The sequence below is a fragment of the Kitasatospora sp. NPDC032757 genome (assembly GCF_055579305.1).
The window spans coordinates 40,105-52,522 of the sequence record NZ_JBVINN010000054.1 but is presented as its reverse complement, the minus strand read 5'-3'; the positions used below and the strand labels follow the sequence as shown (position 1 = coordinate 52,522).

Genomic DNA, 12,418 nt, shown 5'->3' with positions numbered 1-12,418 from the left:
TGGGAGCCATCAACGTCCTACGGGCCGGGCTGGTCCGTCGCGAGGCCAACCCGGCTTAGCGAGAAGCCCCCGGATTCATCCGGGGGAGGAGTCACCTGCAGACCGCCCGCTGGGTCGCCGAGGTCGGCCGGCTCAGCCGCTACCAGGTCACCGTGGGGGCGGTCAGCGCGAACAAGGAGGGCTGGGCCCTCTACGCCGAGCGCCTGATGGACGAGCTGGGCTTCCTCACCGACCCGGCCCGCCGCCTCGGCTACCTGGCCAAGCAGATGCTGCGGATCATCCGGGTCATCGTCGACATCGGGATGCACCTGGAGCTGCCGGTGCCCGCCGGCTCCGGGTTCCACCCCGGCGAACGCTGGACGCCGGGCCTCGCGACCGGGTTCATGGCCGCTTACCACGGCAGTTCGCCCGCCCGGCGGGCCGGCGAGATCGACCGCTACCTCGGCTGGCCCGGCCAGGCCATCGGCTACAAACTGGGCGAACGGGCCTGGCTTCGGGGGCGCGAGGCGGCCCGCCGCCGTCACGGAGCCGCCTTCGACCTCAAGGCCTGGCACACGGGTGCGCTGTCCCTGGGATCGCTCGGCCTCGACGATCTGGCGGAGAGCCTCGCCGTCCTGTAGCCGTCGGCGCCGTCCCCGCCCGTGAGGTCAGCCCAGGGCGCGGACGGCGGCGAGGACGTCCAGGCCGAGCTCCGGGTCGGCGTCGTCCGGGAGGCTGACCGAGAGGCGCGTGACCAGGCCGGCGTACCGGCGGTGGATCTCCCGGGCGACGTCCTCGACCGGGCCGGTGACGGCGAAGGTGTCCAGCACCTCGTCGTCGACCAGCGCGGCCATCTCCTGCCACCGGCTCCGTACCGACAGGTGGTGCAACTGCTCCTGGAGGTCCTCCCACCCGTGCTGCGCCAGCACCGGGCGGTAGGCGGGCGTGGAGGCGTAGAAGGCCAGCCGCTCGCGTACCGCGGCCCGGTTGGCGTGCAGTTCCTCCTCGGTCCGGCCGGTGGCGGTGAGGACGTTGCCGGTGATCTCGAAGGGCCGGGCGGTCCAGGCGGCGCCGTCCGCCTCGGCGCCTGCGCGGGCCTCGGCCAGACCGGGAAGCACCTGCCCGGTGAGGTAGGCGACCGAGGTGAACGGATGGCTGAGGAAGCCGTCGGCCACCGCCCCGGCGGTGCGCGTCATCAGCGGCCCCACGCCGGCCAGCAGGATCCGGGGCGCGCCGGCGGGGACGGGGTCGGGGGAGAAGACCGGGGTCATCACGGTGTGGGTGTAGAAGTCGCCGCGGAACCGCAGCCGTTCGCCGGTCTGCCAGCTGTGCCAGATCGCCCGTACCGCGTGGACGTACTCGCGCATCCGCGCGGCCGGCCGGTCCCAGGGCATCCCGAAGCGCTTCTCGATGTGCGGCTTGACCTGCGAGCCGAGGCCGATCACGGCGCGCCCGCCGGAGGCCGCGTGCAGGCCCCAGGCCTCGTAGGCCAGGGTCATCGGGGTGCGGGCGAAGGCGACGGCGATGCCGGTGGCCAGTTCGATCGTGCTGGTCCGGTCGGCGGCGCGGGCCAGTTGGAGGAACGGGTCGTACGCGGTCTCGGCGACCACCAGCCGGTCCATGCCCCGGCGCTCGGCCCGCGCGGCGGCGTCGAGGATGCCCGCGGGATGCCCGGACGCCTGCGCGTCGAGGCGCAGAGCGGAGCGCGGGCGGTCCCCGGGGCGGTCCTCCGGGTGGCCGGGTCGGTGGCCCGGCGGGTGGTCGAGCGGCTGGTCCGGCAGGTGGCCGGGTCGGTGGCCCGGCGGGTGGTCGAGCGGCTGGTCCGGCAGGTGGTCCGGGGCGCGGTTCACGGGGGGTTCTCCTGGCGGGGGCGGGCAGTGCTCCCGTAGCCTCCCACGCCCGCACGCCGGCCTGCCCCCCCGCTCGCCTGCCCCGTGTGGTGCGCCGGTGGCCGCTGCCGGGCATCGGCGACCGGCGGGGCCTTGGCGACCGGCGGGCCTCCGCGGCGGGGCCCGGGGCGGCTACCCGATGTCGACCACCCGTGCCCACGCGGGCGGCGCGTCCGGTACGTAGTCGGGATCGTGCTCCTTCCACGACCGGGCCGCCCGCGGCCGGGGGAACAGGCCCACCACCGTCCGGCACGAGGGCCGGCTGCTCGGCCAGGGCGTCTGGCCGTCGGTCAGGACCACGACGACGTCCGGCCGGGGCCGGGACCGCAGCGCCCTGGCGAAGCCGGTGCGCAGATCCGTGCCGCCGCCACCGATCAGCGGGATCCCCTCGGCGCGGCAGAGCGGGTGCACGATCCGGGCCGACGCGTCGCACGGCAGCACGGTGACCAGGTCGCGGCGGCCGCCCACGGCACGGGAGATCGCGGCGACCTCCAGCAGTGCGCTGCCCAGTTCGGTGTCGCTGACCGAACCGGAGGTGTCGATGATCACCGAGACCCGGGGCGGTCTGCGCCGCAGGCTCGGCAGTACGGCGCCGGGCACCCCGGCCGAGCGCCGGGACGGCCGGCCGTAGCTGTAGTCCTCGCCCGCGCCGGGCCCGGAGGCCGCCGAGCGGACCGCCGCCCCCAGCAGCTCCCGCCACGGCTGCGGCGGGTGGAACGCCTCCTCCGCCCACCGCTGCCAGCCCTCCGACGCGCTCCCCGGGCGACCGGTGATGCCCTGCGCGACCCGGAACCGGACGGCATCCCGCTCCTGCACGCTGAGGCCGTGCGCGCCGTCCGGTCCCTGGTCCCACACCCGGTCCAGCCCGTCGGCGCCGCTGCCGCAGTCCAGCCAGGCCAGGCCTTCCGTGTACGGCCCCAGCCGGAACTGGCGGAGGTAGTCCTCCATCAGTTCCCCCTCGGTGAGCCCCAGCGAGCCCGGCTGGACGGCCCCCTCGGGCAGGGCCAGCCCGTCGCCGAACACGTCGTCGTTGATCTCGCAGTCCGCGGCGATGTTCATCCGCAGCCGTTCCCCCGGGCCGGTCAGCCCGCGCTCCCGCGCGACCCGGTCGCTGCGCCCGTGGTGGTCACGGAGCAGGTGCGACACCTCGTGCACCCAGACGCCGGCCAGCTCCTCCAGCGGCGTCCGGGCGACGAACGCCGGTGAGACGTAGCACCGCCAGTGCCGGTCCACGGCCATCGTCGGCACCAGCCGCGACTCCACGGTGTGCAGGGCGAACAGCGCCGTCGCCAGGTAGGGCCTGGCCCGGGAGGCGTGCAGCCGGGCGGCGAACAGCTTGTCGAGGTCGAGCCCCGCCGGGGCGTCCGGGGTGTCCGGGGGGCGTGCGGCGTCCGGGGCCTCCGGGGTGTCCGGGGCCTCCGGGGTGTTCAGGGCCGCGCGTGCGTCCCGGCTCATCGGCCGGCCTTCGCGGCGACCAGGGCCGCCGCCTGGTCCGCGCGCCGGGACAGCGTCACCGCGCCGGCGAGCCGCTCGATCGCCGCCGGAACGTCCCAGTCCTCCTGGCGCAGCGAGGCGAGCGTGGTCGCCGGGACGACCACCAGGTCCGGGGCCCCGGTCTCCAGCGCCCGGACCAGGAGCGCCCAGGCCGCGTCCCAGCGGGACTTCTCCGGGCGCGCCCGGACCGCCGCCACCACACCGTCGAGCACGGCCTGGCGCAGATCCCCCCGCTCGGGCAGGGTGGCCCCCGCCGGGTCGGCGAGAAGCAGCTCGGGGTCGGGCAGGTCCATCCGGTCCAGGCTCGCCAGCAGCTCCAGCCCCGGACCGTCCCCCACGGTGCCCCGGACCAACTCGGAGAGGACCTCCCGGGAGGAGCCGGCCGCGGTCGCGAAGGCGGTCAGGCACAGTGCCATCTCCCAGCTGCGCGGCGACGGCCACGGGCCACCCCGGCGGGTCTCGCTGCTGGGCAGCCGGTGCACGAGGGCGGGGCGGGCGGCCAGGAGCCCGCACACCGCACGGCGGGCGAACGCCACGGCCTCCGGCAGGCGCTCGGGGGCGAGCCGGGGCAGGGTGGCCCGGGGCCAGGTACCGCCGAGGCCGCGGACCACGACCTCGTGGTCGTGGGTCCACTGGAGATGGACGAACCGGTTGGCCAGCGGCGGGCTCAGCTCCCAGCCGTCGGCCGCCGAGGAACGCGGGTTGGCGGCGGCCACGATCCGGACCTCGGGCGGCAGCCGGAGCGCGCCGATCCGGCGTTCCAGCACCAGGCGGAGGAGGGCCGCCTGAACGGCCGGCGGCGCCGTGGACAGCTCGTCCAGGAACAGCAGCCCCCGGCCGGCCCGGACCAGCCGGACCGCCCAGTCCGGCGGGGCCATCGGGACGCCCTGCTCCGCGGGGTCGTCCCCGACGACGGGCAGCCCCGAGAAGTCGGACGGCTCGTGCACGCTGGCGATCACCGTGGTCAGCGGAAGGTCGAGGGCGTCGGCGAGCTGCGTGAGGGCCGCGGTCTTGCCGATGCCCGGCTCACCCCAGAGCAGTACCGGCAGGTCGGCGGCCACGGCCAGGGTCAGCGCCTCCAGCTGGGTGTCGGGGCGCGGCTCGGTGGTGGTCTCGCGCAGCAGGGCCAGCAGTCGGCCGGCCACGTCGAGCCGGGAGGGGTGGGTGGCAGGGGCCGTGAGGGTGTGCGTGGGCATGTTCGATCACCTGTGGGTTCGTGTGGGAGGACGTTTCGGGTCCGGGGCGCGGGTGCCGGGTCAGCTGTGGTCGCGCGGTGCCGGCCGTGGGTCGGCGGTGCCGGCCCCGGAGTCAGTTGTCGGCCGCGAGGCGGGGGCGTGCGCGGTGGCCGGGGGGCCGTCGGCGAGGCGGCTGGGGCCGGCCGTCGGCGAGGCCCGCCCGGAACAGCCCGTAGGCGATCCGCCGTTGGGCGGCCGCCTCCAACTCGTCCTGCAACGGGCCGCTGCACAGCAGTGCGTCGGGGCCGAGAAGGCCCTCGACGACGGCCAGCGCACCGGCGGTGTCGCCGTGGTCCAGGCGTTCGCGGACGCCGGTGAGGCAGTCCGGCCGGCGGTGCGCCTCGTCGATGGCCCGGAGGCAGGGGAGCGGGGTGCCGGTCAGGGCGACCAGCAGCTCCTCCCGGCGGATCTCGGCCGGGTCGTGGTCCAGCGGGGACAGCACCCCGTCGACCAGGCCGATCCGGTGCCGGGCGCCCCGGCACTCCACGATGCGCGGCTGCCCCGGTTGCCCCGGCGGGTCCGTGCTCCGGGGCGGGCCGGCCGGCAGGTGCCCCGGCACCAGTGCCGGGCCGACCAGCGGGTGCAGTCGGCCGGGCTCGATCAGCCCGGCGCGGAGCAGCTCCAGGTCGGGTAGTGCCCAGGTCGCCGCGTCGGGCAGAACGGGGAGTGCGGCGGTGCCGCGGTCGGTGGGCGCCGGCGAGAGGTCGAGCCCGTTCCCGTCCGCGCCCAGGGTCAGGAGCAGCCGGTGGCGGCCCCCGAGCCGTACCGTGACGTCTCCGGCGGTCCGGCCCTCGGAGCGGAGCAGCAGCCCCGCCTCGGCCGCCCACCGGTCGACGGCACAGCGGTGCCCCGGCGGCAGCGTCCCCGGGCCGGTCCCGGGCGGGCTCGCGGTCGGGCTCGCGGGCGGGTTCTCGGCGGGCGGCCGGTCGGCCCCGGAGCGGACCCGCAGCTCCCCGGCCCTGCGTGCGTCCCACAGATGCCGGTGCAGGTCGAGCCGGAACCGCCGGTCGGGGTGGGGGTGCGGGTGGCGGCGGTCGCCGGCCCCGCCGTAGGAGCCGTCCCACAGCGCGAGGCTGATCCGCTGTCCGGCGTCCGCCCAGGCGGGCGGAGTCCGTGCGACCAGGTGCATCGGGCCCGCGCCGTCCCGCTCCCCGGTCTCGTACCGGGCCAGGGAGACGGTCAGCCCGGGGCGCAACAGCCCGTCGGGAGCGATCCTCGGCAGGTGCCAGCGCAACAGGTCAGGGGCCAAGTAGCGTAGGTCGGCGCGGACTTGGGCCATGAGGTGATGTCCGTGGGTGCGCGCCACGGATCGTAGGTCGAGATCGGCGTCGACGCCGGCGGCGGCGCATGCCCCGGCCCAGTCCCCGGCACGACGCCGGTCGGTGGCCTTCTCGATCATGGAGGGCGGCACGGCGTACTCACGCACGCGCAGCCAGAACGAAAGCCGGGGGTTCCCTTCGGCGCTTCGAGTGAGCATCAGCACTCACCTTGCGCGGACGGGACCCCCAATCTGCGAGCAGAACAGGTCGTCATGGCGGGGAGCCTAACGTTCCTCGCCTCGCCCGGCCAGGGGTTTTCGAGCGAGGGGTTTCGATCGAGGTCTCGGCCACTCCCTGACGGGCGCACTCCCCTCCCGGCCGGCGCGGGGCGGCCAGCCCCGGCGCCCACCACTACCCGGCGACCCGGCGACGGCGGGCCCCGTGTGCTCGGGGCAGCCGTCGTGCCGTTGGGGCAAGCCGTCGTCGTTCGGGTCAGCCGCCCCTCGCTTCCGGTGGCAGGCCCCGTCGCACGGTCACTGCGACGGGTTCGCCCCGTTCGGCGCGGTCGACCACTTGAGTTCGATCTCCAGCTCGATCTCGTCGTCGCCGACCTCGACCTCGACCTCGCTGCGGAGTTCGTCGGGGATCCGCAGGGTCATCCTTCCGGGACCGAGTTCCAGCTCGGCGTTGCCCTCGTGCCGCAGCGCGGCCGCGAGTGAGGCGAGCAGATCGGCGGCTTCAAGGCGGGACAGCGAACCTTTTTGCTCGAACTTGAGGTCCTTCACGGATCTCTCCAATCCGGTGGGATCAGCAGGGGCACGGCGGCGGCGCCCCGCCCCGGGTTTCGACGGCCACGGGTGGTGGTGGCCGCCTGGCCCTCGACCCGCGTGGGGCCCCAGGTCCTTCAAGCCTGTGTGTCCCCGGCGGTCCCTGCACGTCGGGCCGCCGGGTGGTGGGGTGGCCGTTCGTCCCCTTCCACGGCGGCCCGGGTCCCGTCCGCTGCCCGCCGTCCGCTGCCCCTGCCCCCTGCCCCCTGCCCGCGCAACCGCGGTCAGCCGGCTCGGTCGCCCGCCGCAGGTCCGGGCCGCGGCCGGGTGAAGGCCAGGGCGACGATCGCACGCCAGTCCGTGGGAGGACCGGCCGCCGGGGTGCCGGGCCGGTGCCTCGGCACCAGGACGCGCAGGGCCTGCGGACGGATCTCGCAGCTGACGGGCGCGGGCAGGACGAGGGCCTCGCCGTCCACGGCCACCGGGATGCGGTCCGTGTCCGATCCGACGGTGATGTGACGGCAGGCCAGTACCTGGAGGCCCGTCGCCCTGGCGCCGCGGAGCGCGAGCTCGGCCGCCTGGGCCGCGTTGGCCACCCGGATCCCGACCACGCCCAGTACTCCGAGGTCCAGCCGGGGCCGGCGGCCGCCCGAGGCGACGGCTTCGGAGCCGGCGTAGGGGTTGTTGCTGACCAGCAGCGCCTGCTGGGCCTCCAGCCGTGTGTCGTCCGCGCGGGCGTCGAGGCGGTGGCCGGAGTACCCGAGCAGGAGGTCGGGCAGCGCGCCCAGTGCCGAACCCGCCTTGTCGTCGCGGTACTCGGGGTGCTGGACGATCTGCGCGTAGACCCCGAACGAGGCCGTGTTGACGAAGGCGCGGCCGCCCACCACGCCGAGGTCGACCCGTAGTTCCTCGCCGTCGGTGAGCGCGTCGAGGCAGCGCGCCGGGTCCTCCCGGTCCAGGCCGAGATCCATGGCGAAGTGGTTCCGGGTGCCCGCCGAGATCACCAGGAACGGCAGGTCGTTCGCGGCCGCCACCTCGGCCACCGCGGCCTGGGTGCCGTCGCCGCCCGCCACCCCGAGCAGGTCCGCACCCTCGGCCACGGCGTGGCGGGCCAGCGCGGCGACGTCCGTCGGGACCGAGGTGTCCAGCAGCACGACCCGGGCGCCGAGCGCCTCGGCCTTCTCGACCAGCCCGAAACGGCCGACCTTGCCGCCGCCGGACTTCGGGTTCATGATCAGGACCGGATGCCGGGGGAGCTCTGCCGCGACCCCACGCATACCGTCGGGCCGTCGCAGCCGGCGCATCGCCGACCGTGCGCACAGCACGGCCACCCCCGCCAGCGCCACCGCGACCAGCGCGGCGGGCCACAGGTCCGCCCGGGCGTAGAGCACCACGACGGCCATGGGCGAGGCGACCACGAGTACCGCCCCGGCGGTCCGCACCACCCCGTGATGGGACACCACCCACCAGGCGCCGGCCGCCGTGAGCGCCGAGCCGACCACGCCGACGACCAGGATGAACAGGCCGCCGGGCCCGCTCGCGGCCACCAGCGCCGCCACCGCGCCCAGGGCGCAGGCCACCGCGAGCCGGGCCCGGAGGCGGACGCCCGGGGGTGTGCCCGGGCCGGACCGACCCGGTTGGTGCGGAGCCCCGGGCGGGCCGCTCATGCGGTCGCGGAGCCGTCGTCCGGGCCGCCCGCCACGCCGGGGGAACGGCCGGCGTCGACGCCCGTCGCGGGTGTGGGTGAGAACATGGGGCGACTCGATTCGTCTGGTCAGGCCCGTCACGGGGGCTGTGGCGGGAGGCCGCGGGCGCTGCGGAGTCCGCGCCGACGACACCACAGCGCCGACGGCGGCACCGACGGAAACGGCGGCGCGTCTCGCGCCGGGGTGGGCCGCGTCCGCCGTCCGTCCGGCCGGGGTGGGGCGCCGGGGCTCGGGGGGACGGGGGACACGGGATGGGTGTCCGGACCGCATCGTTGGGGTTCGGTATGCGGGGTGTGCTCCCGCAACCCCGCATACCGACCTTAAGAACAAACCGCCCCGTATGCACCCCGCGCCCTGTCACCGGGCCTGCGGCGCCTGCGCACCGGCGCCCGCGCGCCGCCACCCGCCCGGCGGCCGCGGGGGAGCCGGCCCGCCGAGCGCCGCCAACCGGCTGACATCCGTGGCGGGTCGGAGATCCGTCGGCCGGGGCTGCCGGGGCCGCCGGGACCATGGCGGCTATGGCACCCAGCACAGGCACTCCCGGGCCGACGGCCAGAGCAGGACTCGTCTTGCTCACGCTCGCGGCCGGTCAGTTTCTGATGACCCTCGACAGCTCGGTGATGAACGTCTCCATCGCGACCGTCGCCGAGGACGTCGACACGACCGTGACCGGGATCCAGGGGGCCATCACGGCCTACACGCTCGTGATGGCGATGCTCATGATCCCCGGGGGCAAGGTCGGCGCGCTCATCGGCCACAAGCGGGCGTTCCTGATCGGCTGTGTCGTCTACGGATGCGGATCCCTGACGACCGCACTCGCCCCGAGCCTGCCCGTGCTCCTGCTCGGCTGGTCGTTCCTCGAAGGGGTCGGGGCGGCGCTCATCATGCCTGCGATCGTGGCGCTGGTCGCCGGCAACTTCGCCGTGGAACGGCGGCCCGCCGCCTACGGACTCGTCACGGCGGCAGGAGCGGTGGCGATCGCGGTCGGGCCGCTCATCGGCGGTGTGGCCACGACGTACTTCTCCTGGCGCTGGGTCTTCGCCGGCGAGGTCGCGATCGTCCTCGGGATCCTGGTCCTCGCCCGCCGCATCGCGGACGCGCCGCACGGCGAGCAGCCGCGCATCGACCTCGTCGGCGCGGTGCTCTCCGCCCTCGGGCTGGGGCTCTTCGTCTACGGCGTGCTCCGTTCGGACGAGTGGGGCTGGTTCCGGCCGAAGCCCGACGCCCCGGCCTGGCTGGGGATCTCCCTGGTCGTCTGGCTGATGCTCTCCGGTCTGCTCCTGATCTGGCTCTTCCTGCGCTGGGAGGCCCACCTCGTCGAGCGGGGCAGGGAACCGTTGGTGGACCCGGCGATGCTGCGGAACCGGCAGCTCACCGGCGGTCTGACGATGTTCTTCTTCCAGTACCTCGTCCAGATGGGCGTGTTCTTCGTCGTGCCGCTCTACCTGTCGGTCGCCCTCGGTCTCTCCGCGCTCCAGACCGGCGCGCGCATCCTGCCGCTGTCGCTGACACTGCTGGCCGCGGCGATCCTGATCCCGCGCTTTCTTCCGGACGTCTCGCCGCGGCGGGTGGTCCGGCTCGGTGTCCTCTCGCTGCTCGTCGGCGCGGTGGTGCTGCTGGCCGCGCTCGACGCGGACGCGGGAGCGGAGATCGTCACCATCCCGCTGCTGCTCATCGGGCTCGGGATGGGAGCGCTGGCGTCCCAGCTGGGAGCGGTCACCGTGTCCGCCGTACCGGACGAACGGAGTGCGGAGGTCGGCGGTGTCCAGAACGCCGTGATGAACCTCGGCTCCTCCATCGGCACCGCGCTGGCCGGATCGATCCTGATCGCCGCGCTCACGTCCTCCTTCCTGACCGCCGTCGAACAGAACCCGGCTGTGCCGGCCGAGGTCGGTGCCCAGGCGGTCGTGGAGCTGGAGAGCGGTGTCCCCTTCCTGTCGGACGCCCAGCTGCAGTCCGCCCTCGACACCGCGGGCGTGAGCCCGGAGGTGAGCCGGGCCGCGCTCGACGCGAACGCCGCCGCGAGGCTCGACGGCCTTCGCGCCGCGCTGGCCGTGCTGGCCCTCATCGGGCTCGTCGCGCTGTTCTTCACCCAGCGGATTCCGTCGGTCCAGCCCCGCTCGACGAACCGTTCCTGACGGCACGCTCGGCCGAGACCCGTCGGAGGTCACGGTGGCGGCCCCGGGCGGCCGGGGGCCGGCCGCACCGCCCTATGCTGCTGCGGTCTCGGTGATCACGTGAGCACGTACAACGGAGGGAAGGCGCACATGGACTACCGCGTGGAGCGCATCGGCCCCGGGGACTGGGAGCGGATGCGCGAGGTGCGGCTCGCACAGTTGCTGGACGCGCCGATGGCGTTCATGGAGACGCACGAGACGGCGCTCGGCCACGGCGAGGAGGAGTGGCGTTCACGGGTGGCCCGGGTCAGCGCGGACGGGAGCGTGGGGTTCGCGGCGGTGGCCCCGGACGGCCGGTGGGTCGGCACGATGATCTCCTTCACCCCCGAGCCCCAGGCGGCGCTGCTGGTGGGCGTCTGGACCGACCCGGCGTACCGGGGCCGCCGACTCGGCGTGACGGACGCCCTGTTGGACGCCGTCCTCGCCTGGGCCCGGACCGAGGCCGGGGCGGAGCGCCTCATGCTGCGGGTGCACGAGCAGAACCCCAGGGCGACGGCCTTCTACCGCCGCCGCGGCTTCGAGCTCACCGGCCTCGGCGAGCCCTACGAGCTGGACCCGAGCAGCCGACTGCTGGAGATGGCCCTGCTGCTGCGCTGACGCCGCCACCGGCCGTGGAGGCGCATGCGCACCGGGCCGCCGCCCGGCCGTCGTCCCCGTCGAAGACGGTGTCGGTCTCCGCGACGAACACATCGGGCTCGGCGGTGCTGTGCAGCACGGATCCGGACTCGGCTGCCGCGAACAGGGAGTTCGGGCCGTGCTTCGCGCGCCCGGTGCCCGGCTCGGCGCACAAGCGCCCGGCTCCCGGTGCTGCCACACCGCTTCACGGACGGCGGGAGTCCACGGATGGTCTTCGGGCCGCGGCGATGAGTGGCTTGCCCCCTCTCGACGGGGGATCACGAAAGGCCGGGGGTCTGACCGTCGGAGCGAGGACAGGCCGGACGGACGGGGCCGCATTGATCGATGCGGCCTCCCTCTGGGAGGATGTCGGCCATGACGAACCGACGAAAGGCCCATGGCGCGTAGACCGCCAGGGCAGGTGCGCGCCAAGCTGTCGCGCAGGCTCCGCCCGGAGCAGGGCAGGGCGACCGTTTCCGGGGTCTCGGCGCGCACACAGAGCGAGATCGCCAGGTTCGAGGACTCACATCTGTGGCCGGGGGCCGCCGCCGACGCGATGACGCGGTGGGCCGCAACCGTTCACGGGCCGGCCCGCAGGCTGACAGACGTGCAGCCCCGCGGCTGCGGAGTCGAGGCGTGCTGCCCCTCTGAGGCTCACCCACGAGAGCTGCTGGAGCAGGCTCTGCGCGGGCTTCCGCCAGGCGCGTCGGGGGAGCTCCGGCGACGGGTGCATCCTCTTGACGAGCTCTACTGTTCCCGCACGATCGTGGACTCCTACGGCGATCCGTCCCAGCCGTGGTGGTTGCGGAGATGCTGAACCTCGGACTGGGGGATGCCTCGTAGGCGCCCCTCCGCCGTCCGGCCGGAGTCCGGATCATGCCTGCGGTGCGGCACCAGGCAGGATTACTGCGAACGGTATGACGCAGCGCTGTGCGTGCTGTGCGACCAGTGGCGTGAAGGCGTCTGCGGTGATCCTGGCTGCGCGTATTGCCGACAACGGCCCGAACGACCGAGTCTCGCCCGGGAACACGCCCCTACAGAAGCCGTCCTGCGCCGGGCGGCCCGGTTGGCCGACCGGCGATCGCTGTGGTCCCGACCGGGGGACTCGGTCACCGATGGGCGATCGGGCCCGTCGGCCGGGGTCTTGCCGGGCGCACGGGGCCTCGCCCTTGCAGGCCTCGATGAGGCCGGAAGCATAGGGAAGTGCGAACGTGCTTTCCGGGCCAGGACGATGAACTTTGTCGAGGGGTTCTGTCGGTCCGAGCGGAAGGCACTTTCTGCGTGCAGACCACCCGGT

General features: G+C 75.0%; 8 protein-coding genes and 1 pseudogene. 3 read left to right on the top strand and 6 right to left on the bottom strand.

Translation table 11 applies throughout. The annotated features are described in order from the left end of the window. Positions 1 to 92: 92 nt before the first annotated feature. Positions 93 to 620 (top strand): annotated as a pseudogene (locus ACZ5WK_RS36495) (DUF885 domain-containing protein); the annotation flags it as partial. A 27-nt stretch (positions 621 to 647) separates the two neighbouring features. Here the strand turns inward: ACZ5WK_RS36495 and ACZ5WK_RS36490 are convergent. The 6 genes from ACZ5WK_RS36490 to ACZ5WK_RS36465 all read right to left on the bottom strand — a co-directional run bounded on the left by ACZ5WK_RS36490 (position 648) and on the right by ACZ5WK_RS36465 (position 8,203). After that, entirely contained in the window at positions 648 to 1,829 is a 1,182-nt protein-coding gene (locus tag ACZ5WK_RS36490) for a TIGR03617 family F420-dependent LLM class oxidoreductase (RefSeq protein ID WP_465554244.1), read from the bottom strand. A gap of 171 nt (positions 1,830 to 2,000) precedes the next feature. Next, entirely contained in the window at positions 2,001 to 3,323 is a 1,323-nt protein-coding gene (locus ACZ5WK_RS36485; RefSeq protein ID WP_465554242.1) for a vWA domain-containing protein, read from the bottom strand. After that, the gene (locus ACZ5WK_RS36480) at positions 3,320 to 4,558 is read right to left on the bottom strand and encodes an AAA family ATPase (RefSeq protein WP_465554239.1); all 1,239 of its coding nucleotides are present in this window, start codon (positions 4,556 to 4,558) and stop codon (positions 3,320 to 3,322) included. The genes ACZ5WK_RS36485 and ACZ5WK_RS36480 overlap by 4 nt, the downstream gene beginning before the upstream one ends. A gap of 112 nt (positions 4,559 to 4,670) precedes the next feature. Then, a complete protein-coding gene (locus tag ACZ5WK_RS36475) occupies positions 4,671 to 6,074 on the bottom strand; it encodes a hypothetical protein (RefSeq protein ID WP_465554237.1) in 1,404 nt (467 codons plus the stop codon). Positions 6,075 to 6,389: 315 nt separating this feature from the next. Further along, the gene (locus ACZ5WK_RS36470) at positions 6,390 to 6,641 is read right to left on the bottom strand and encodes an amphi-Trp domain-containing protein (protein ID WP_465554235.1); all 252 of its coding nucleotides are present in this window, start codon (positions 6,639 to 6,641) and stop codon (positions 6,390 to 6,392) included. Between the two features lie 266 nt (positions 6,642 to 6,907). After that, positions 6,908 to 8,203, bottom strand: a complete 1,296-nt coding sequence (locus tag ACZ5WK_RS36465) for a diacylglycerol/lipid kinase family protein (protein WP_465554234.1) — start codon at positions 8,201 to 8,203, stop codon at positions 6,908 to 6,910. 644 nt (positions 8,204 to 8,847) lie between these two features. On the opposite strand from ACZ5WK_RS36465, the gene ACZ5WK_RS36460 reads away from it, so the two are divergent. After that, positions 8,848 to 10,467, top strand: a complete 1,620-nt coding sequence (locus ACZ5WK_RS36460; protein ID WP_465554232.1) for an MFS transporter — start codon at positions 8,848 to 8,850, stop codon at positions 10,465 to 10,467. A gap of 129 nt (positions 10,468 to 10,596) precedes the next feature. Next, the gene (locus ACZ5WK_RS36455) at positions 10,597 to 11,103 is read left to right on the top strand and encodes a GNAT family N-acetyltransferase (RefSeq protein WP_465554229.1); all 507 of its coding nucleotides are present in this window, start codon (positions 10,597 to 10,599) and stop codon (positions 11,101 to 11,103) included. The last annotated feature ends 1,315 nt before the right edge of the window (positions 11,104 to 12,418 follow it).